General features: G+C 36.5%; 15 protein-coding genes. All 15 read right to left on the bottom strand.

Annotated features, from left to right (window positions below; translation table 11 throughout):
- Positions 1-2: 2 nt before the first annotated feature.
- Positions 3-746 carry an ABC transporter ATP-binding protein gene (locus tag I600_RS01505; RefSeq protein WP_058102745.1) on the bottom strand — a complete coding sequence of 248 codons (744 nt, stop codon included), beginning with the start codon at positions 744-746 and terminating at the stop codon, positions 3-5.
- Positions 747-751: 5 nt separating this feature from the next.
- Positions 752-1,969, bottom strand: coding sequence for an efflux RND transporter periplasmic adaptor subunit (locus I600_RS01500; RefSeq protein WP_058102744.1), 1,218 nt, complete (start codon positions 1,967-1,969; stop codon positions 752-754).
- A gap of 5 nt (positions 1,970-1,974) precedes the next feature.
- A complete protein-coding gene (locus I600_RS01495) occupies positions 1,975-3,306 on the bottom strand; it encodes a TolC family protein (protein WP_058102743.1) in 1,332 nt (443 codons plus the stop codon).
- Between the two features lie 157 nt (positions 3,307-3,463).
- Entirely contained in the window at positions 3,464-6,460 is a 2,997-nt protein-coding gene (locus I600_RS01490) for a WD40/YVTN/BNR-like repeat-containing protein (protein WP_058102742.1), read from the bottom strand.
- Positions 6,461-6,630: 170 nt separating this feature from the next.
- Entirely contained in the window at positions 6,631-7,482 is an 852-nt protein-coding gene (locus I600_RS01485) for an MORN repeat-containing protein (protein ID WP_058102741.1), read from the bottom strand.
- A 23-nt stretch (positions 7,483-7,505) separates the two neighbouring features.
- A complete protein-coding gene (locus tag I600_RS01480) occupies positions 7,506-8,339 on the bottom strand; it encodes a DUF2490 domain-containing protein (protein WP_082642865.1) in 834 nt (277 codons plus the stop codon).
- Between the two features lie 3 nt (positions 8,340-8,342).
- Positions 8,343-10,229, bottom strand: a complete 1,887-nt coding sequence (locus I600_RS01475) for a hypothetical protein (RefSeq protein WP_157490826.1) — start codon at positions 10,227-10,229, stop codon at positions 8,343-8,345.
- 282 nt (positions 10,230-10,511) lie between these two features.
- On the bottom strand, positions 10,512-11,447 hold the full coding sequence (locus I600_RS01470; RefSeq protein WP_058102739.1) for a DUF1963 domain-containing protein: 936 nt from the start codon (positions 11,445-11,447) through the stop codon (positions 10,512-10,514).
- 37 nt (positions 11,448-11,484) lie between these two features.
- A complete protein-coding gene (locus I600_RS01465) occupies positions 11,485-13,035 on the bottom strand; it encodes an SDR family NAD(P)-dependent oxidoreductase (protein ID WP_058102738.1) in 1,551 nt (516 codons plus the stop codon).
- A 37-nt stretch (positions 13,036-13,072) separates the two neighbouring features.
- Positions 13,073-14,374, bottom strand: a complete 1,302-nt coding sequence (locus I600_RS01460; protein ID WP_058102737.1) for a DEAD/DEAH box helicase — start codon at positions 14,372-14,374, stop codon at positions 13,073-13,075.
- Positions 14,375-14,401: 27 nt separating this feature from the next.
- Positions 14,402-14,848 carry a KTSC domain-containing protein gene (locus I600_RS01455; RefSeq protein ID WP_058102736.1) on the bottom strand — a complete coding sequence of 149 codons (447 nt, stop codon included), beginning with the start codon at positions 14,846-14,848 and terminating at the stop codon, positions 14,402-14,404.
- 96 nt (positions 14,849-14,944) lie between these two features.
- Entirely contained in the window at positions 14,945-19,834 is a 4,890-nt protein-coding gene (locus I600_RS01450; protein WP_058102735.1) for a DNA repair ATPase, read from the bottom strand.
- 58 nt (positions 19,835-19,892) lie between these two features.
- A complete protein-coding gene (locus tag I600_RS01445; RefSeq protein ID WP_058102734.1) occupies positions 19,893-21,959 on the bottom strand; it encodes a flotillin family protein in 2,067 nt (688 codons plus the stop codon).
- Positions 21,960-21,973: 14 nt separating this feature from the next.
- A complete protein-coding gene (locus I600_RS01440) occupies positions 21,974-22,678 on the bottom strand; it encodes an OB-fold-containig protein (RefSeq protein WP_058102733.1) in 705 nt (234 codons plus the stop codon).
- 4 nt (positions 22,679-22,682) lie between these two features.
- Positions 22,683-23,396, bottom strand: coding sequence for a PspA/IM30 family protein (locus tag I600_RS01435; protein ID WP_058104235.1), 714 nt, complete (start codon positions 23,394-23,396; stop codon positions 22,683-22,685).
- Positions 23,397-23,401: the final 5 nt, after the last annotated feature.

Below are 23,401 nucleotides of genomic sequence, written 5' to 3'. Positions count from 1 at the left end.
AATCAATGATCTTGTTGTGGTAGTTTAGCCAGTTCGGCAGCAGCTGATTGAATGCTGTTATTCTTGTAATCCTGAATAATATTTCCATCTTTTAAAACAATGGTTCTATTGCTAAAGGTCGCAATATCTGGCTCATGGGTAACAAAGGTTATTGTAATGCCTTGACTGTTCAACTCTTGGAATAAAGACATGATTTCGTAAGACGTTCTAGTATCTAGGTTACCGGTAGCTTCATCTGCCAATATCATAACAGGATTGTTTACCAGAGATCTGGCAATGGCAACACGTTGTTGCTGCCCCCCGGAGAGTTGAGATGGTGTGTGATATAACCTTTCGCCTAGACCAACCATTTGCAGTGCATGTATGGCACGTTCTCTACGCTCTTCATTACTTACGGCGCTATTATAGAGTAGCGGTAACTCAACATTTTCTATGGCAGATGTTCTTGCCAGTAAATTATAGGATTGAAAAATAAATCCTATTTTTTCGTTTCTGATGGTCGCTAATTGGTTTCTGCTTAAATCTTTCATGCTCACACCATCTATCTCATATGTTCCTGAGGTGGGTTGATCCAAACAACCTAAAATGTTCAACATAGTACTCTTGCCAGAGCCACTAGATCCCATTATGGTAACGAACTCACCTTCTTTTATGGTAAATGAAATACCTCTTAAGGCATGAACGGTTTCATTACCCATGGTAAACTCGCGCTTTAAATCCTGAATTTTTATAATTTCCTTGCTCATGATCTTTATCTTTTACCTCCTGGTGGTTTTGGCATAAACGGACTTTCTTCTGAGTTTCCGGCCGGTGGCCCAGCTATTGTGGATTCAGATTTTAAGCTGTACACCAATTTATCACCCTCATTAATACCATTTAAAACTTGTACGTTTACCCCATCACTTGCCCCTAAGGTCACTTCCTTAGGCGAAATAGCGCCATTAGATTCCATCACCCATACCTTTGTAGAGCCTTCATCAGAATTCATAGGTCCACCTTGAGGTCTTTCCATAGCTAAGTTTTCCTGTTCATTATAAGCCATCATTTCAGGTGGCGTGGGTTTAAAATTGATGGCCTTAGCTTCTACCGATAGCACATCTTTTAACTCTAAGGTGTAAATGGAAATCGTAGCCGTAAGTCCGGGTTTTAATCTTAAGTCAGGATTATCCGCTTTTATCACCACGGTATATGTAACTACATTTGAAGTAATGGTTGGGTCTAATCTTACTTGTGTAACCGTGCCTTCAAATTCTTGGCCTTGGTATGCATCAACAGTAAAGCTTACACGCTGCCCCTCTTCTACCACTCCTATATCAGCCTCATCAACATCTGCCTCAACTTGCATCTCCTTTAAATCTTGTGCTATGGTAAATAATGTAGGTGTACTATAACTTGCCGCTACCGTTTGTCCTTCTTCAATATCTCTTGAAAGTACAACTCCATCTATTGGTGAGTAAATATTGGCATAACCTAAATTTGTTCTCGCCTGTTGTAAGTCGGATAAACGCTGTGTAACCGTACCTTTTGCAGTTTCATAATTGTAAACGGCATCATCAAAATCAGACTTACTGATGACCTGATTGTCATATAATGTTTTTTGTCTTTCATAAATGGTCTGTAAATAATTACGGTTACTAACTGCGTTGTCATATGATGCTTGAGCTTGCACGGTAGCCGCTTTAAGGTTGGTCTTATCCAATTCGGCAATAAGTTGCCCTTCTTTGACTTCGCTATTGTAATCCACATATATTTTCTCTACCACACCAGATACTTGTGTACCTACATCAACCTGGTTAATGGGTTCTATGGTACCTGTAGCCGTTACCATAGTGGTTACATCTCCTTTTTTGGCCAAAACTGTTTTTGCCTCAATAGCAGTACTGTCGTCGCCTTTCATAAAACTGTAAGCTACAAGGGCTACGATCACTAATGCAATACCGCCTATTATGATTTTATTTTTATTTTTCATTTTGATTAAAGTTTAATTTCGTTTCCTTGATAGAATTGTAATAATTGATGGTATAGAATGTTTAGATATTTTGATTGTAGGTAATTCTGTTGGGCATTGGTGTAAGTGTTTTGGCTAATTACAAGATCCGTAGTACTTAAATCTCCCAACTCGTATTTCTTCTGTGCAAGATTATAAGATTGTTCAGCGGCTTGTTGTGATGCCTCTGCAGCTACCAATTGTTCTTGTGAAGAAAGTGCGTTCTGGTATGCGGTTTCCACCTTTTTAATGACCTCTTTTTCTACCGTTTGCTTTTGTATTTCCGCTTTTTCAATATTAAAAGTTGCCGTTTGTACAGCAGACTTTGTCTGGTTTCTATTAAAAATTGGAATATTTAAGCTTAAGCCCAATCTTTGGTTGAAGTTGACATCCAATTGATCATAGAAAGTATTGTCGCTAATACTGGTATATCCGGAACCAAGACTTCCTGTTAACGATAATGTAGGTAAGTAACCACCTTTGGCGATTTCCAACTCTTTTTCGTTGATCAGAATATTGGTGTTACTGGCTTCTACTTCTGGCAGGTATGAAAGCGCATTGGTATAAATAGCTTCTCTATTTAATTCAAGGTGAAGTAAATCTTGATTTTCATCAACTGTTTCAATTTCTAAGTCCTCTAAAGGAGATAGTTCCAGTAATTGCTTTAGATCAATAATATTAAGCTCGTAATCATTTTTTGCGGCAATAACATTGTATTTGTTGGTTGCTGCCTGACTTTGCGCCTCGGTATAATCACTTAAGGCAATAGTACCCGCATCTAATCTAGATTTAGCCCTTAGCACTTCTTTTTCAGATGCATCTAAATTATTTTCGGCAATGGTAATACCTTCCTTACTGAATAAGGTTTGTAAGTATGATTCAAGAATACTGATAACAATGTTGTTTTTTGCTTCTTGCGCCAATAAGCTATTCTGTTCTATTAAAAGCTTATTCTGTTTTACTTGATTGGTTAACTGATTTCCTTGAAAAAGTGTTACAGAACTATTGATACCTAAATTGGTACTATGGATCTGATCAGAAACATAGTCGCTGGTAATAGGGTCTATAGATGTACCGCTAGAAAAATTTTGAGAAGCACTACCAAAAAGATTAGGAAGTTTTGCTGATTTTGCCGCGCTATAATCTACCTCAGAAATACTTGTGTTCAAATCAGCATCTTTTACGGTAATATTGTTTTCAATGGCATATTCAATACAGTCTTCTAAAGACCATATTTTTGATGAGGAATTTGTTTCAACATCTTGAGCAAAACCAAAGTGAGCAAATAAAATGCTAGCTATGATTATAAATTGTTTCATTTAAGGTGCGTTTTTAATTAACACCTCAAAAGTGAAACTTTATACTTCTTTACTAAAAAGGAATAGAAGTCTACCCTTTTTGTTTATACGGAAAGTAAAATTTTATCGACGAATTTTTTGGCAATCGCCGAATACTTCAACAATTGCCAATATGTAATTAGTTAAGTTGAGCCTTTTGTTTAACTGCCTGTAATTGTTGTTCTAAATCTTTTAGGCGTTCAACTTCTTCGTTACCGGGTATTTTATCTGCACCCCCAACGATATATGATAAATATGCTATTTGTGGTATTAACATCTGCTGTGGATACGCTCCTTCATCATTCTTAATGGCTTTTAATACGCTCTCCAAAGACTCTTTTCTGTCCCCTTTACTTTTTTTGATTTCAGCCTCTAATTCCGATTGAAATTTTCTGGCTTCGGTCAATAAGTCCAATACTTTATTTTCAAAAGCTAAATGCGTTGCAATAATTTTTTCGTCAATACCTTCATCGGCTAATCGTGGGTCCACTAAAATTTCAAATGGCTGCTCAAATGATTTATCATCAACCGTTAATTTTACAGTATAATTACCTGGTGGCACCATAGGTCCATTTTTGTAACTTCTAGAGTCCTTATCACTCCATGCTCCTTTTTGGCGCATATCCCATTGAAATCTGTTAATGCCTTTTTTAGTATTCAACGTATTATCAAAATAACTGAAAGACATGCTTAAACTCATATTGTCCACTTCTTCTTTTGTGGATTTTGTTTTAGTGGAATCACTGCTAATAGTGGCGATAGTTTGTTTGCTGGCATCCAATATTTCTAATTGTACATTGTTTTTACCATCTTTTGGTAAGTAGTAATCAATAAGTACCCCAGTTGAAGAATAATCAGGAAATCCTTTTGATCTTCTAGGTGTTCGGTATCTGATTGTATTATCCGGTTGAAATAATACAGGAGTATCTTTTAACGATGATATTGCATTATTTCTTAAAGTGGTGATGTTGTCCAATACCCAAAAGCCGCGACCCATGGTGCTTAAAACTAAATCGCCTCTATAAATAGTAATATCGGTAATTGGTGTTACGGGCAAGTTCTGTTGAAACGGCTTCCAATCTTTGCCATCGTTCATTGATACGAACATTCCATATTCAGTACCTGCAAACAATAGCCCTTCTTGAACAGAGTCTTCGCGTAATACTTTGCTGGTATAGTCAGACGGAATTCCGTTGGTCAACAACTCCCAAGTTTTACCATAATCTTCGGTTTTATAGAAATATGGAGTAGTATCCCCCAACAAATGTCTGTCAACGGAGATATACGCTTTCCCGGGATTAAATTGAGATGGCTCAATAGATTCCACTCTACCCCCTTTTAGCATTTTCTTAGGCGTTACATTCGTCCAAGTTTGTCCGCCATCTTGCGTTAAAGAAACTACGCCGTCGTTGGAGCCTGTCCAAATCAATCCTTCTTTTATTTTAGATTCCCTAATAGAATATAAGGTGCTGTAATATTCTTCACCTGTGATATCCCTAGTGATCGGGCTCCCCGAGTTTACTTGTTTGTCGGCCTCAAAAGCGGTTAAATCTGGCGAGATGGTTTCCCAAATAACCCCGTCATTTCTGGTCTTATGTACAAACTGTGAGCCCATATAAACAACATCTGGATCATGTGGTGAAACATGAATTGGTGCTACCCTTTGAAATCTATATTTTAGGTCTTTAGGATTATGCCCATAGATGTTGGATGCTCCAATAGAGTATTCTCTACCAACTCCCGTAATCTTATTATAAACACTAAAACGACCTTTACAGTTATTGTAAACAATATTGTGATTGCCAGGTTTAGGAATAGTGGGTCCGGTTTCACAACCACCTACATCTATCATGGTCTGTGAGCTTCCTTGTACAGCTGTGGCACTTGGAGCAGAACTAGGTATGGCTATCGTTGTGTTATCTTGTTGCGCGCCATAGATCCAATATGGATATTGATCATCCACAGCAACTTGATAGATTTCTGCGGTAGGTTGATTAAATTGAGAAGACCAGGTTTTACCTCCATTATGAGAAACATTGGCACCGCCGTCATTACATTGAATCAACAAATCTGGATTGTTAGGGTTCAACCATATATCATGATTGTCACCATGTGGTACGGACATCATTGTCCATGATTTTCCACCATCTTTAGATTTCAAAAGCGGATTGGCATTGGAATAGACAATATCAGGGTTTGTAGGGTCTAGTTCAATATTAGTGTAATAAAAAGGTCTATTTACAAGACCTTTATTGCTTGATGTCTGTACAAAACTTTTACCCTGATCAATAGATTTGTATACTCCGCCCTCATCACCAGGAGCTTCAATTACTGCATACAGAATACTTGAATCTACGGGGGATACGGCTAAATCTATTTTGCCGATCAAACCCTGTGGCAGTCCCTCTTCCAGTTTTATCCAGTCCTTACCTCCATTGACCGATTTATAAATACCGCCTTCTTTATTTTCACCACCAGAGATGATGGTCCACGGAGTTCGTTGTGCTTTCCATGCGGCAGCGTAAACCACATTAGGATTGCCCGGTAACAATTCTAGATCGGCAAATCCTGTAGTATTGGATATATGCAACATTTTTGTCCAAGTAGTTCCACCATCCACTGTTTTGTATATACCACGCTCTTCATTTGCCTTGAATGCATTACCAATAGCGGCCACCCAAACCACATTACTATTGGTAGGGTCAATTTCTACCGCTCCGATCTGTCCTGCATTTTCAAGTCCGATATGACTCCAGGTTTTACCACCGTCTATTGATTTGTACATGCCTTTTCCACTGATAATATTACTTCTTAATCCATCAGAACCTGTACCAACATATATAATATTAGGGTCGTTTAGCGCAACTTCAATGGCACCTATGGAGGGAGTATCGAAAAATCCATCGGATATATTGTTCCAAGTTGTACCGTAATCATCGGTTTTCCATACACCAGCACCGGATGCACCTAAATAGAAGGTACCTGGTAACATGGGTGTACCTGTAACCGTAGTTACACGACCACCTCTTTGTGGACCAATAGTTCTATATTCCAGTGCAGAAAAGTCTTGGGATAAAAGTGTTGTGGTAAGTAAAATAAACGATACGGAAGTAAGGTAACGAAATAGCGTATTCATTGTAGTGTACAGATAGGTTGGTTAAAACCTAAAGTTACTTAAACCTAAACGCAAAACATACCGCTAATGTAATTTTTATGATTTTGATAGTATCCAACGGATAAATTGAGATTCATATGGTAAGCAATGGCTATTTTACCTAAAACTATTAAGCGGGTAAAATCAGAAACTTATTGTTTCTTTTCTTTTTTGCCTGAATCTTTAAGTTTATCGTTTTCCCAGATACCACTGATAACGGAGCCTTCTTTTGAATGAAAAATTCCCTTTCCGTTTCGTTTGTCATCTTTCCATTGACCTTTGTATTTATCTCCATTGGGCCAAAAATAGGTACCTTCTCCACTACGCATATCATTTTCATAGCTGCCAATGTAATATTCGCCATCTGGCCAGTAAAATGTACCGTATCCCTCACGAGCATTGTCTTTCCATTGCCCTTCATACCTACTGCCCGTTTCCAAAAGAGCAATACCTGAGCCATTGGCCTTGTTGTTTTTTACTTGACCTACATAATGCAATGCAGTTCCCTTCTTTGTGCTAAAACTAAGATATTCACCAAAGGATTTATTGTTCAATTGCTTACGCATATTGTTCAATTGTACACGTGCTTTTTCCAGTGCAAAACTTAAGGAGTCAATACTTCTAATTTCCGTTTGACTAATTGGGCTGACGGTAACGGAATCTTTTAAAAGGTCAGTTTCGCTTATTTTAAGTTTTGCTTTGCTGTCATTCTGCATAAGTTTTTCTGCAAGTGCAATTCTTAAAGGAATAACAGAATTCAGTTCTTCATGATTTTCTAGCGTAGAATTGTATGAAGCAATAGCCTTGTTATAATCACCTTCAATGAGTACGGAATCAATGGCCATTAACTCTTTATTGCCAGTAACCAATACATCTAGTTCTTCTTTTGCCTTGCTACTCTCACCGATTTCATTTTGAAGCGAATTTGACTTTATGCCAAAATAAATTACCAATACAGTAAGTATAGCAAGTAAGCCGTAAAGTGTAATATCCTTTTTCTTCATACTCTTTTAATTGCGGTACCTATCTAGTCCGTTAAATGAATTTCTGGAAGTTTGTTCTTAACCTTTCTAAAATCTGGAGAGAAGTATACATGAAAACGCATGGCCCAACTATGTTTAAAAAATCCACCATTGGCTAAATCTTGGCCTTGGGAATACATGGCACCCGCAGCCACGGTCAACCTAGGTGTTAGTATATATCCTAAGGTAGTTGTAAGTCGTAAATCTTCCATAGGGCTGGCTACTACCGCTTTTCCACTTTGCATGATCAATTCTGCCTCTGGAGCTACGTACAATGTTTTTGGTTTTAACTTATGATTGTTCAATGGAATTTTCATTCTGAACATGTAACGCCATCTATTTCTAAAAATATACTCGCTATTCTCGGCAAAACCTTGGGTCCATCTATGCTCTATACGAATACGGTGATAAATCATCATACTTTCCAAAGCCTGTGCAAATTGATACTGATGCCAAATACGCCATTCAGGCACTAAATTACGATCAGTTGAAGCTTCATCGGTATTAAAATTCAATCGGAGCACACCACCTAAACGTACATTGAAATATTTAGAATGTATATACCCTATAGCATGTCTGTTATAGACTTGGGCTACCTGACCTACAAAAGGTGTAGCTTCTGTTTCTTCAAGTCTTAGGTGTGTTTGGGCATCCCAAAACAAGCGTTTGCCAATACGTATGTTTCCGTAAGTATTGATCCAGGTTTTAGTAGTAAGGTCCTTATACTTAGAATACTCGGGTAACACCTCTGGCTCCTGTTTTTGTGAAATACCATGGAATGCTGTTAGAAAGCAAAACAAAAACAACCCTTTTATGATGTATGTACCAAACGATTTCATAGACTATTGCTTTGTGTTTTGTACATTCAACATTTCTAAAATTACTGAAGGGTCCTTTTCTTTTTTCAGTTTACGTTCCAGCTTTTTGGTATCCTTATCCTTTAGCATTATTACCGTATGGTAAGTGGCGTTAATATGCTCATTTAAATTGAAGGTGTTTTCACATGTGAGCGATTGTTCTATTTGCTTTAAGAAATAGGGTTCCAGAATTTTAGTATAAGCAGATGTTATTCTCTTTTTAATGTCTTCATCCATTAAGGTTGCCATAAACGGATTCCAAATACGATTGGTATATGAATCTTGTATGGTACTTTTAAATGTGGGCATTTTGGATACTGTAACGGATAATTCATTTAAATTCTTTAAACAGGTAAGCGTACTTCTAGCCGCGGTTATTCTGTTTTGGGCAGATTTTACTTTAGAATAATCGTTCAGCGTAGCGCTCGCAAAAGACTTTAATTGACGTAAGGCGGCTAAATAGTTTACAGGAAGGCTGGTTCCCATAGAATCAATGAACATCACTAAGGAATCGTTTTGAACAATAATTTCCTCTTCAAGATTAGCCAGTTCATTCTGTCTTTTTTCCTGAGCAAGGGTTTCTTTTACTTCGTTTGCAATGGCCTGTATACCATCATATCCCATTTTGGCAATGGTTTTAATATAAGAAATACTAGCAGCATCAGAGGAAGGTACAGTTGAAGTAGGTATTGTATACTCTTTTGTAGAAGTAATACTATCCATCTCAATAGCAATGGTCATTTTAGGTCTGGGTAAATCCTCTGCAAATACGTGATCCAATAATTGTTTACGTGAAGTATATTCTAAAATGGATAAAGAATCATAGTGTACCATTTCTTGAATAGGCGTTAAAAAATCCTTCTTTATTTGAAGTACCGTGTTGTATTGAAATGCTGTAGTTTCATCTGACAGCTTTAAAATATTCAATTGTGAGTTATGTAGGATGGATTCACTTAATTCCCTCGCTTTTTTATAATATGCCACCGTACTATCAATATCATCTCTTTCTAATGAATCTAATGGGTAATAAGGCACCTTTACCTTAAACTCTGGAAGAAAATCAGATTTACCCAACGCTGATAAAATATCGTCTATTTCTTGATAGCGCAAAGCATTTTGTTTTAATAACTTAGGTAGATTATTTTGATGAAGTGTATTGACATCTTCTTGAGAAAACTGAATATCAAGTGCAGCAATATAAGAGGCATCTAAATTTATAGTTTTCGTTTCGCCGGAATAATCTTTAAATGCGGTTATGGTCTTATGTTCATTATCATCATCTACACGTATAGACTGTAATAGACCATCTTTAAAAAACCAGCTTTCAGATTGGTCAATTCCGTTAGTGGGAAATAATGACCACTCATCATGTGCTACACCATCCCTTAAAAACCTACCAACCAAGGTGTAATCTTCATTGTTGATACTGAAATTTTGCTGTGGCACCCCGTCATCAAAAGTAATGACACTTTTAAATAAGGTTTCTGAAATTTCGGAATCTTCGATCTGCTCTTCTAAAATGGTCCACTCACCATTTGGTTTGCCCATCTTTATTTTTCCCGTAGAAGTTTTTTGAACACCGCTTACCAACACACGGTATTGATAATCAATAACTTCAGATTGGCTTTTGGAGTTGAATTCCCCAAATTGAAATTTCCAAGGACCATTGGCCGTACCATCTACAAAGCTACCTTTAAATTGAAAAGAGTAATCTTGCTTTTGTAAAAGCTCTTGAAGATTGGAGCGTAATACTAAAAAGTCGCCTTCCAGTACTGTGTCGTTATCAACAATTTTATACGTGTAGGTTGCCTTACCGTTGTATTTGCCAATTTGTAACGGTCCGTTGTAATTTTTGACCTCTTGGGCATTCAACAAATTTGTTATACTGAAACAACAGCATACAATAAATAATAGTAATGGGTTGATAGTTAGCCTAATCATGCCGCAAAAAAACGAAAATAGATTCAGACTAGTAAATTAGAACCGTATGATTTTTAACTTTTTATTAAAAGTTTTTGATCTATTCAGAATGAAGCAATAAAAGCTATAAAAATTACGGAAGTCTCAATAACATTAAGAAAAAGTATGTAAAAAAAAGACCTGAACCATAAATTCCTATCAATGCTAATGTACTGTTTTATCCGAATTTGGATATTAAGTACCCTGAAAAGCCATAATAACGTTATCGAAATTTTTCATTTTTAGATCTTTAGGGTCCATTCCGAAGTAAATAGTAGAACTGCCACCAAACTTATCTAAGTTATTGCCATCAGTTTCAAGTTGTAGAAGTAATTGGTATTTTTTAGATAACTCTAAAATTTCAGACTTTTTAGTATTCCATTCATCTTGTGTAGTAATTTCTAATTCAATTTCTGCAAAACTATATGTTACACTAGATTGAATTGAACGATCATAACCTAATACTTGATGAAAACTATCTATATCTAACTCAGTTAAATGTTGTATATATTCGTAGGTAGAATGATAGAAATCATGAAAATCTTCATAACTATCTTGAAAATTTTTCAAGATAGTACTCTCATCATCAGGCATGGTATACGATTCAAAATATTCAATCTTGGAGGGTTCAAAAATTCCTTCACCGAAGTAATTCAAGGGAAATTCTGTTCTAATTAATTCGTCTGTGTTTTCTTGAAAAATAACTTTATAAGAATTTTTCTTGTTTAGGAAACCTGGCCATTCTTTATCAATATAAATAAAAACATAAATTATTCCGCTAGCTGGTAATTTGTTAGAGACATCATAAATATTGATTTCCTCTAAGTTATATTGAGCACAAAAAGTTAGAAACTCATTGTCCATTTTGGGCCAATTGAAGTTAATGGGTAAATCTGGTTTACCTCCAATTTTTGATGAACCTATATTGATATCCCTATCATCTTTAGCTATTGTTTTTACACCCACAGTAGGTTGAATCAATTCACTAAGTTCTATTTTACAGCTATAAGGAACATTAAAATCAGAGTTTAGTATTTCATTTTTGATCTTTGACAAGTTGTCTTGACTGTTACCCATAATGGAATATAAAATAATAACTAAATAAAGGTAGCTATTATTTCTTTTACTCATTTAAAGACAGGTTTTTCAAAAAGATAAAAGTAGTTGTCTACCAATCAATTGGGAAGTAATCCTTTAAAAATTTGCCACACCAATGTTTACCTGTATTTATCCCGTCAAATAATGGATCCATAACTCTGGCTGCACCATCAACAATATCTAGCGGAGGCTGAAAATCGTGTACTTCTTGTTTCTTTTTCGCTAATTCCGCTGGATCCTCATCGGTAACCCAGCCAGTATCCACAGCGTTCATAAAGATACCATCTTTTGCAAGTTCGCCAGCTGCCGTATGCGTTAACATATTCAATGCGGCCTTCGCCATATTGGTATGCGGATGGCGCGATTCCTTAAAGAAACGGTGGAATTTACCTTCCATGGCCGTAACGTTGATAATATGTTTTTGCCCGGTGTTTTCTTTTTTCATCATTTCTGCCAAACGATTGCACAGTACAAAAGGTGCAACGGAGTTGACCAATTGAACCTCGATCATTTCAGTAGTTTCTATCTCCCCTAATTTTAGTCGCCAACTATTGGTTTTACGTAAATCTACTTGTTGAAGATCGGCATCTAATTCGCCAGTAGGGAAAACCTCCTGGGCAACCAATGCATTGTCAAAACTATACGGTATTTGTGATAGTTGAGCAGAGGCTCTTAAACCAATACCGGGTTCTGGTCCGTGCCATGTAACCGGCATGTTTTGATTTGGTGATGCTTTTAAGCTGAATGTTTTAAGCTCTTCCAAACAGCTTTCATGGTCGCTTAAAACCATTTGAGCAAATTTTGGTAAGGATGAGAATTCACGCTCTTCGTTCTCCATTAAGTGATGGTAGAATCCTGCTGGTCTACGCACTGTTTGCGCAGCATTATTGATCAAGATATCCAGTTTGTCATATTGCTGTTCTACAAAATTACAGAAGATCTCTACACTGGGTATATGGCGCAAGTCTAGACCATGAATTTTAAGTCGGTGCCCCCACTCCATAAAATCTTCCTCTTTGGAAAAACGTAATGCAGAATCTACAGGAAAACGTGTGGTAGCAATGACCGTTGCACCTCCACGAAGTAACATTAAAGTAATATGATAACCAATTTTTAAACGTGAACCGGTAATCACCGCTACCTGACCTTTAACATTTGCAGTCTGAAATCTTTTTGCATAGTTGAAATCGCCACAATCTGTACACATGGTATCATAAAAATGGTGAAGCTTTGTAAACTCGGCCTTACACACATAACAATTGCGAGGGGTAGTAAGCTCCGGCAAATCTTTACTGGCCAATTCGGCTGCAGGTAGTAATTTTGGCGCAACAAAGACATGGGCTTCACGCGCACTACGAATTCCGGTTTCTTTACGGGCATGTTTGTCACGAACAGCCTGCTTTCTTTTTTCATTTCGTTTGGCATCCTTTACCCGTTTAGCAAATTCTTGTTTGCTAGGGCGAGATAATTGACCGGCAGCTTTAATTAAGGCAATACGTCTATCTTCTGGAATTTCAAAAATCTGGTTGGTGTCGTTTACCAAACGATTTAAAATATCAATACAACTTTCAATCTCGTTTAAGTCGATTTCTGTTTCTTTATACTGCTGTTCTTCCTTCATGATACTACCTTAATAAGGGCAAAAATACTAACAATGCTTAAAGTACGGTAATGCGTACTTTCTTCTTTTTTAATCGAGTATTGTTCAATTTATTCACAAGTTCTTTTGATAGACTTTTAGGTACAGCAACAAAAGCGCAATCTTGCTTTAGTTCTATATCTCCCAATTGGTCTCTATTTAAGTCGCCTTGCTTAAAGAAAAGTCCCGCAATATCACCTTTGGATATTTTATCTTTTCTTCCGCCAGAAATAAATAAGGTTTCCCAAATCGGATCACCTAATCTTTTTGAGGAATTGATTTTAATTGAGGTCGATGCTTCAATAAACTCGGGTAATTTTTCCTTATCCCATTTTAAAATATAGGCTGTTCCCAATTCATTTACACGCGCAGTTCTACCATTACGGTGGGTAAACTCTTCTATACGATGCGGTAATTCGTAATGAACAATGAATTTTAGTTCGGTAATGTCAATGCCCCTAGCGGCAAGATCAGTTGCCACTAGAATTCTGCTACTGCCATTTCTGAATTTAATAAGCGCACGTTCGCGATCTCGTTGTTCCATACCACCAGAAAAGCATTCGTGCAAAATACCTTGTTCGCTTAAAAAAACGCTTACACTTTCAATACTATCCTTGTAATTACAGAAAATAATGCCAGGTTCTTCACCAATAAATTCAAGTAACTGAACCAAAGTGTTCAGTTTGTCTTTTTCTTTGGAAACAACAGTGCTAATGGTTAACTGTGATGGAATTTCTTTTTTCAGAAAATTAATTCTTCTTGGATTTTCCATACCCACAAATTTTGGGATTTTAACGCCTTCGGTCGCAGAGGTAAGAATGCGCTTTTTAAGGTTTGGCAACTCAAGCAGAATTTCTGTCATTTGCTCTTCAAAACCAACTTCGAGCGATTTATCAAACTCATCAAGTACAAGCGTATTAATATGGTCTTTGGTAAAACGATCTGCCATAAAATGATCTAAAATTCTACCAGGTGTGCCAATTAAAATGGCAGGTGTATGTTTTAGTTCAATCTTGTCCTTCGACATTGCCCTACCGCCATAAATGGCATTTACCTTAAAACCGGTACCCATATCACGCAGCACTTGCTCTATTTGTATGGCCAGCTCACGAGAGGGCACTAAAATGAGCACTTGCACTTCAGGATTGTTTGGGTCTAAAAGGTCAAGCACCGGTAATAGAAACGCCAAGGTTTTACCAGTACCCGTGGGTGAAAGTAATATGGTGTTGTCTGACGCAGAAATGGTTTCTAACGCCAATTCTTGCATAGGGTTTAGCGCCTTGATATTCAATTTTGATAAAATATCCTTTTGATTTTTCATGCGTTATAACCCTTTAAAAATATGATATTATGCTTCTTGAAGATCTCGTTTAGATTTTCTATATAAGTAATTTGGAAAAATACTTCTTTTGGCAAATCTGTTTAATTTGTTGGCATTGATCATCTTTTGGAAGATAGGTTTTGTAACTCCAAAATATTCGTACGTAGCACCATCAACAAAAGTAACTTCTAAAACAAGACCGTTATGTTGAAAATCTGCAATGCCAGAAGTAATGCTTTCTTCGTAAGCTTCTTTATTGGCTTCTTTAGTTTCTGGAGCAATACTTACTAGAAAATGGTAGCCGTCAATAATTCTACGGCTTTGCACTTCTGCCTCTTCCCTCTTTTCATCACCCTCTTGAAATTTATCTGGATGCCATTCTTTAACCAAGTTTCTGTACTTGGTTTTTAAGGCTTTAAGTTCAATTTCCTTCTCTACCCCAAAAAGTTTTTTGTATTCGTTGATACGTTTCATAACATAGCTTTTTTGCGGCTGCGAAACTACGTCTTATTTTTATGTGAACACCTATAAGATCTTGAAATAACGAAAAATAGAAGGGTTTTAATTCAACTAATCTTTTTTAAGTCCGTTTTGCAATACCGACTTAATACCGGCAAGATTTTCTGAAAACTCCATCATTTGCGATAAAACCTGAGCCATTTCGTTGGCATTGCCAAAACCTTTGATTTTATTATTCTTTACAAACTGCTCTTTTATGGCAGACCATCTTTCATTTTCATCTATAGAAAGCTGTCCGATTAATTCGTTGTACTTCAATAAATTAGCCTCTGCTGACCCGGTAAGTGTCTGTGCTTCATTTTCATAATGAGATCGTAATAAGGTGTTTAATTCCTTATCGTTCATTATTGGAACAATTTGGGCAACAAGTTTGTTCATATCCCTATAGGAACCTTGTAGTTTAAAAGCAGGTTCGGTTCGGTATTCATCTTGCATAGCTGCACTTTTAATATAGGTGGCATTAACCTTTAAGAGCACATCTCTAACCTTAAGAACCTTTTCCAATACTTTTTTATATTCCTCAACCTCTTGACTGGAATGGTTTCCTTTTAGTTGACCTTCATCCGTTTTAGATTCTATTTGGTTGACCAAGGTATAGACATCTTCAAACTCCTTGCTTGCCAATTGTTGTAAAATGGGGTTTGCAGTGAGCGAGTTTTCAATTAAACTCAATCTGAACAGATGTTCGGTTTCTCCAATAATATCACCAAGGTTATAAATATCTGCACGGTTTGCCAACATATCTGGAATCTTAAATTTCTCTCCACTCTCGGTATAAGGGTTACCCGCCATAATCACACAGAACTTTTTGCCCCTTAAATCATAAGTTTTTGGTTCATTGCCATAAACCCCTTCTATTTTACGGGTACCATCTGATAAGGAAATAAATTTCTGAAGAAACTCAGGATTACAGTGTTGAATGTCATCTAGATATAACATAACATTATTTCCCATTTCAAAAGCCAAGTTTAGCTTTTTTAGTTCTTCCCTTGCCGCACTATTATTTGCAGATGCGGGGTCTACATTGGTAACTTCATGACCAATTGCCGGACCGTTAATTTTTACGAATATTAAGCCCAATCTGTTGGCTATATATTCCATTAACGTGGTTTTTCCGTAACCAGGTGGAGATATTAAAAGCAACATACCCATTCTATCGGTACGTTTATTGGCTCCTACCGTGCCTAGTTGTTTTGCTAGGTTATTACCGAAAATGGGGAAATACACTTGGTCGATCAACTTATTACGCACAAAAGAAGTAAGAACCCTAGGTTTAAACTCTTCTAGTTTTAAATCGTTTTTTAGTTGCTCCGTTATTTCTAGTTTGGTCTTTTTAAATTTTTGAAATGACGGAACCTCACTGGTTACGAACAATCTCATTCTAGAAATAAAATCATGGTAATTAAAGATATACGTACCATTGTTTATAGTGGTATGAGAGCCTCTTAACTCCTTAATGGTTTCATTAGGTGAAACAGATTTAATTTTTGAAGCAGATTCATCTCTGAACAATAAAGCCCCAACAATTTCATGCGTATATCTTTTAAGGTCTATTCCTTGGCTTTCTTTTTCTTTGGTTTTTAAGAATGCGGCCACCCATTGTTTAGCCAAACGAACTTTGTCCTCTAAACTAACCGTATCTTCAATGCTCTTTTTAAATTTTAAATCTGCCTGTTGTGATTTTAAGAATTTTATAAAGTCTTCTTTCAATTGTATTGCCACACTGCTGTAAACAAACTCAGAATCAGATTTAAGTTCTTCAAATATATAGGAAGCAATATCTTCACTCAGCAATGAGTCGTAAAGCGAAGTATTTTCTCCAAATTGAGCTACTAAACCCTGTATTTTTTCAACGACAGAAGCATATTCGTTAGATGTTGGAAAGTACTGTAGAACCTCACCTGCTGTTTTTAGACTTTTATCCAACTCGTTTTTCACCTCTTCATTTAAACTGTTCCAGAAAAATTGGGCATATCCTCTTATTTCTGGTCGGTAAGTAAGCAAACCTAATTCATGATGCTTATGAACCAATAACTTTAATAATCTTGATGCATCTACATCATGAACACCTTTTACATAACCTTCAGAATAGTCATTTCTACTCTGTTCTTGAACAACCTTCAATAATTCTTCATCATTTAGCGATAGTAATTCATCTTCGCTAAAGTTGGAAAACAATTTATAGGCTAAGTAGGCACCTCTATAGATTTCATCGGTTTCAGATACATACTCTTGGTTCCATAAATGCCTATTGTTTACAAACTCTTCATTATCCAGTTGTTTGTAGAAATCGGTCCCCGTTAAATGATAATTTAGTTTATTGTCATGAAAAACAATGGTTAAATCCAATTGCTGCTTGTTAACACCAAATTTGTGCTTTCCTAACCTAATGACACTGTCGCCATCTTCATAAAGGTCAAGTTTATCCTTTAACTTTCTAAGTGCATCCTCTCGGGCAGTTTTAAGTTGGGTCTCTATCTCTTCAGCTTTGCCACTATCATCTAACTCTTGCAGTTGGGTAATGATGTCACGAAGCTTATTGATCATTAGGTCCGATGCAAAATACCCATTGATTTCAACCGCAGTATTAAAACTCTGTGCCTTCTTTTGAACTCCTTTTAAAATACGTTTAGAAGCATTGGTCAATGCGCTTGACTTCTTATTTCGCTTTTCAATTAAGGAATTTTTTCGGGTATCAAAAGCGGCATATACCTCTTCTCTTTTTTCAATGATGATTTCAATAAATTCTTCAAAATCCGTGAATTTGCCCTCAAGCTCCTCGAGTTGAATAGATGTTTTGGTTTGATATTCATCGCACTTTTCAGGAGTGGTTGCCATATCAATATAATTGATGATACTTTGATCAATCAAGTTTAATTGAGCGGCAAATTCTGCCTTTGCTTCAGATATGCCCAAAGAATTTCTTTTGTTCTTTAAAGCCGCCTTTAGCTCATTTATCGTGGAAAAAATCAACGATATATCATCTATTATTTTAGTGGAATGTGCAGTATCCTCTATCTCTAAATTTGAAACAATATCAATCAACATTTCAAGATCGGTACTGATTTCATTGATTTCCTCTTCCTTTTTCTTGGCTTCTATTACCTTTTCAACGGTATCTATAAAACTCTTTTTTTCTTCTAAAGCTTTATGGTAAGGTTGTAGGGCATTCGGATTCAATAAAAACTGTACGCAGCGCTCAGATATTTTTTTAGTTTGAGCTTCAATTTCTTCTTCTAATGATTTAAGAAATTCCAGGTCAATATATCTAACATCTTTTAGCGAAATGACCTCACCCCTAGTGGATCGTAAACGCGTTAAAAGTGCTACGAATTCATCAATACTTTTAAAAGATGTACTCTTAATTTTATTGAATAGTTCCGATGAGTTTTTTTGAATTTCCTTAGATTGATTTTGAGCATTTTTACGAAGCTGTACAACCTTTTCGAATTCATCTATAGCGGCATTGGACGCTTTATTGATTTCCTCTATAGGAACATTAAGCTGATGCGTTTCCGGTTCTGGCAACCAGTAATATGCATCTATAATATCTTTTGAAAACTTGGCGATATCACTATAAAGACCCGCATAGTTGTCATTTTTGTTCAGCAAGGTAATTAAGCTGTTTACTTCAGCCATTGCCCGCACAATGTCCTTATTGCCAATTTTGTACAACAAAGTATCTTCATGTTGCGATGGCATATAATCACCTTTCAAATAAGGTGTTTGCCATATTTGTACCACGTGGTGTTTGGTCTGCTCCTGCTCTGTCTTAAAATAGCATAGTTCACCATTTTCTAAAATGGTAAATCCGTTACAAATTATTGGTGTTTTTATAACTTGACTAATGATGTTGAAGGACATTAGATTATAGAGTCCTTCATTAGCTGCATAAAACACGTAAAGAAAATCTTCACCATTAGGCGATACAATGCGTTGCTGAAATTTTACATTCGGTATAGCATTGTCAAAAATGTGATATTCTCCGGTTTGTAAATAATATCCGGTTGGGAAAATGATTCCTTGATCATCGGGAAGAAGAATACAGGCATCTTTTACAGATTCTATTTTCTGTACCTCTTTCATTTTATCGTTAAAGACAAAATAACGAGGCGACTCTTGAAATGGTTTTATTTCTAGAACCAACAAGTTTCCTAAATCTCCAAAACGATACTGACCATCATCTAAAGTCTGGTCTACATACTCAACAGGTTCATCAAAAATACCTTTGCCTTCTTCGGTGTTATCTTCAATTTTTATGGTTAAATCACCACCAATGGTTTCAACAAATACACGATCTTTAATAGAAACATGTGAGTGCACACCATAGCGATGCATGTCTCTACTTGCCTCTTGCCACTTAAATTCTTGCTGAACAGGAAATTTATATTCATGTTCACTTCTATTGTCAACATATTTTAAGGTGTTGTTGACCAATAACCATTTAAAGGTTTTTATATCTGTAGGGCTATCGCTTAAACGAAAGACCATATGCAGATAATTACCAATGATGGCAAAATTGGAGAATATAGTATTTCTGTAATATTTGTACAGATTAGTGAAATCTGTCTTAAAAGTATCATCCTCTAAAAGACCAAGGGCTATTGCCTTAAAGCTATTATCCTCAAAGTGATAACAACTAAAAACATCTTTAATGTTGATGTCCGTCCTTAGCCCAAAATGAACATTATAACCAAACAGACACGTATTGCCAAAAGAAACAATATCACGCGCAATACAGTTGTTCTCCGTATTGATGCGGTCATTAGCAATAAGCTTGGTCTCCAATGAACCAAAAACTGTTTTTCTGTCATTGTTAAGGTCAATTAACTTGTTTTGTAACAGCTCTTTTTGCTTCTGTAATCTATTTTTGATAACATCATATGTGCCACCGTCCAATACATGCTCTTCCGTAGTGTCTGTTTGGGTATGCTCTGCCATAAAAATTCTTAGGCTTTATATTACATTATTAATTTAGTTGAAGTAATATGCTTTGGTGTTAACGCAATTTCTTATCACTCATTCCTAAACCTTTGGCAAGGTTGAATAAATTGCTGAACAAGGTTTGCTCATCATTATCGCTGGACTTGGATTTTAGGTCCATCAATAAATTTGCAATGGTTAAATTCTTAAGATCATCTGAAGAAATACCATATTTATCAGCAAATTCTTTCACCTTTTCCAAAAGGTTGCCCTTTACGTCATCACTACCTAAAATAGCATCTTTTACATCTTGAATGTTGGTACTATTAGCAACGAGCCTGTCATAACCTTTACCTTTGGTAATTTGCCCGATAATCTGGTCAAAGAACATTGTTTCACCACCAACGATATCAATTTTGGCAGCTTTCAATGCATCTCCAATAACTTGTGCTTGAGCATCGGCAATATCTTTCTGGATATTAATTTGAGCCAGGTCAATTTGTAATTCTTTGTCTAAACGCAGCTTGAACTCTTCATGCTCTTTACCAACACCATCTAATTTCTTCATGGCATTCGCTTTTTCTTCTATACCGGCAGCATCTGCTAACGCTTTCTCTTTAATTACATCTGCTTCCGCTAAACCATCTTTACGTTTTGCTTCCGCTTTGGCCTCAATACCTGCAGCCTCTGCTTTTGCCTTTTTCTCAATGATAAGCGCCTGAACAACACCTTCACGCTCATAGGCATCTGCCTTGGCATGCATTACTTGTGCTTCAGACATACCAACGGTAGCTTCTTCTTTAGCTTGTGCTTCAGCCAAAATCTTACGTGCTTCTGCTTCTTTCTCACTAGCTTCTTTATGTGCTAGGGCTTCAATATTGATTTCCTCCGCTTTTTGCTTAGCTGCTTCTTTTTGAGCCTCGGCCGCTTTGATCGTTTTGATCAAATCTTCTTGTGCATTAGCTTCAGCAATGGTAATCTTAACTTGTTTTTCACGATCTGCAGTCTTGAAAGCTTCAATGTCTTTCATGTTCTCCTGCTCTTCCACTACTCCTTTTTCTAGGGTAACACGATCACGAATAACATCTTGAATATTCTTTTTCTCAACTTCTACTACTTTCTCTTTCTCTATTTGAGCCAGGGTAACAACTCGCTCTCTTTCCGTAGCCTCTAATAAACGGTCTTTTTCAACTCTTTCGGTTTCAACAGCATCTGTACGTTGTTTATTTTTCAACGCTACAATAATTTGTCGCTCCATATTCTCTTCGGCAACCTTTACCTTTTCTTGTGTTGCAATACGTGCGGTTTCAGACTTTAAACGCTCTTCTTCGGCTACTTTTAAAGTTTCTGCTTCTTCGCGAGACTTTATGTTAGAGATTTCTCTTTTTTGTTGCTCTTCTTTTTCCGCTAATTGCTTGTCCAGCTCAAGAATAGCCTCACGAGCTTCAACATCTTGTTTACGGATTATTTTCTCCTCATCGCGCTTAATAAGATTCGCTTTAATGTTTTGTGCAGCGGTTAGATCGGTAATTTTTTTGATACCTTCAGCATCTAAAATATTATCGGCCTTTAAATGGGCAACAGCAGTTTGTTCCAAGTAATCAATGGCACAATCCTCCAAAGTATAGCCGTTTAGGTCAATACCAATAATATCTACAATTTCATCTCTAAACTCCCTACGGGCTTCATACAATTGAATAAAATCGAATTTTTTACCCACGGTTTTTAAAGCTTCAGAGAATTTGGCTTCAAAAAGTTCTTCAAGCGTCTCTTGTCTAGATGCTCTTTGTACACCAATAGTCTGTGCTACCTTTTTAATAAGGTCAACCTCATTGTTTACCCTAACAAAGAACGCCACTTTAATATCTGCACGCATATTATCCTTACAGATAAGACCTTCTGTAGCCAGTCTTTCTATTTGAATTTTCTTTACCGAGATATCCATTACCTCTACACGGTGAAAAACAGGAACCACATAAAGACCTTTATCGGTGGCTACCTTTGTGCCACCAAAACCAGTTCTTACCAAGGCTTGACCTTGATGAACCTTTTTGTAGAACATGGCAATAATTGCAAAATAAACGATGATAAGGAAAAGAAGAACTCCTAGACCTATACCAATAATTGAAAAGATGGATTCCATAAATGATTTAAGATTTATTGATTATAAGATTGAACTAAAAAGTGTGTGTGATCCGCAGATCTTTTAATAATAAGTACAGAACTGCCATAGGGCAAAGGTTTACGGTCTAACGATTTTACGTAAATAGAATGACTGTTGCCATCTGCTTTTACTTCTGCATTACCCAGTTTATCTTCACTAATACTGGATAACATAATTGCTTGTCTCCCCAAAAAATCCACTGGGGCGTCACCATCCTTATTCAATTGCTTAAAAAATCCTTTAAACGGTGTGGTAAGAATTTTATTGATAAACAAAGCAGGAATAAGAACCGCAATCATTATGATAAAACCAATGTAGTTTTCATAGGTACCTGTAAGTGTTGTTAGTATGGTGGTAGAAAACCACCAAACGAAAATCCAGAAGGTAAAGGTGAACATGAAGGGCAAGCCAACAAAGTTGAAATAAATGAGAAATATTTGCCACTTTTTTAAGGGTTTACGTTTCTTACCTATAACATCGTCTTTATTGACCTCTGCATTTGAAATGTCCTCAAAATCTAGATTTCCGCCTTCAATACCGGCATCAAAATCTATATCTGCATCTACCTCTATATCTACATCAAGGTCATAATCAAGACCACCGATCATGGTAATGATCCAGTAGACAATTAGAAGTATCAACAGTACGGTCAGCGTAATGTTTACTTCAGAAAATAATATGTCGGTTAGTTGATTCAAATTCTTATTTTTTGGTTTTTGTGAACCCTAATTGTTCTTTTAATTTTTGAAGTTCGTCTTCTGCAGCAGCTTCAGTGGTATCTGCAGCTTTATCTAGTTCTTCATCAATAGATTTACTAGCATTGGCAATATCACCATACGCTTCGGCCAAGGCCTCTTCTTGCGCTATTTTTTCTTTCATACGCTCAAGCATAGAAACCGTGCCACTACTGTCTAGCTCTGCCATTTGCTTATTTAAATTTTTGGTAGCATTACTCACTTTAACACGCGCTTTTAACGTTTTAAGTTCGTTTTCCCAATTATTTATATTCGCCTTTAGCGCTTCAACGTTGCCTTGCATTTGACTTACATTAGCCTCAAACTTTTCAGTTTCTACCTTGGTAGCCTCTAATTGTTTCTCATTGTTCTCTTTCTGCATTAGAGCTTCTTTTGCAAGTCTGTCCGCTTCGGCAGCGTCCAATTCTTTGCTATTGGCCTTCTTTAGAATGATAATAGCTTTATCTTGATATTCCTTGGCTTTGTTCTTATAAACGTCTTGATCGTTCTTAGAACGTATGGCAAGTGCTTTTACTTGTGCAAGAGCCTCTAAACTTTTTTCTAAGTCTAATTTCATGTCCCTAATGCCTTGTTCCGTCATCTTAATGGGGTCTTCCATTTTGTCAATAGCCGAATTGGTTTCAGCCTCTCCTATTTTAAATAGTCTTTTAAATATATTCATGATTT

The sequence above is a fragment of the Maribacter dokdonensis DSW-8 genome (assembly GCF_001447995.1).
GTDB classification, from domain to species: Bacteria; Bacteroidota; Bacteroidia; order Flavobacteriales; family Flavobacteriaceae; genus Maribacter; species Maribacter dokdonensis.
Note: the sequence above shows the minus strand (reverse complement) of the source record. Positions and strands in the feature narration are given on the sequence as shown.

Coding starts and splice junctions, on each gene's coding strand:
- I600_RS01505 (WP_058102745.1), bottom strand. CDS start 746: ATGAGCAAGGAAATTATAAAAATTCAGGATTTAAAGCGCGAGTTTACC.
- I600_RS01500 (WP_058102744.1), bottom strand. CDS start 1,969: ATGAAAAATAAAAATAAAATCATAATAGGCGGTATTGCATTAGTGATC.
- I600_RS01495 (WP_058102743.1), bottom strand. CDS start 3,306: ATGAAACAATTTATAATCATAGCTAGCATTTTATTTGCTCACTTTGGT.
- I600_RS01490 (WP_058102742.1), bottom strand. CDS start 6,460: ATGAATACGCTATTTCGTTACCTTACTTCCGTATCGTTTATTTTACTT.
- I600_RS01485 (WP_058102741.1), bottom strand. CDS start 7,482: ATGAAGAAAAAGGATATTACACTTTACGGCTTACTTGCTATACTTACT.
- I600_RS01480 (WP_082642865.1), bottom strand. CDS start 8,339: ATGAAATCGTTTGGTACATACATCATAAAAGGGTTGTTTTTGTTTTGC.
- I600_RS01470 (WP_058102739.1), bottom strand. CDS start 11,447: ATGAGTAAAAGAAATAATAGCTACCTTTATTTAGTTATTATTTTATAT.
- I600_RS01465 (WP_058102738.1), bottom strand. CDS start 13,035: ATGAAGGAAGAACAGCAGTATAAAGAAACAGAAATCGACTTAAACGAG.
- I600_RS01460 (WP_058102737.1), bottom strand. CDS start 14,374: ATGAAAAATCAAAAGGATATTTTATCAAAATTGAATATCAAGGCGCTA.
- I600_RS01455 (WP_058102736.1), bottom strand. CDS start 14,848: ATGAAACGTATCAACGAATACAAAAAACTTTTTGGGGTAGAGAAGGAA.
- I600_RS01450 (WP_058102735.1), bottom strand. CDS start 19,834: ATGGCAGAGCATACCCAAACAGACACTACGGAAGAGCATGTATTGGAC.
- I600_RS01445 (WP_058102734.1), bottom strand. CDS start 21,959: ATGGAATCCATCTTTTCAATTATTGGTATAGGTCTAGGAGTTCTTCTT.
- I600_RS01435 (WP_058104235.1), bottom strand. CDS start 23,396: ATGAATATATTTAAAAGACTATTTAAAATAGGAGAGGCTGAAACCAAT.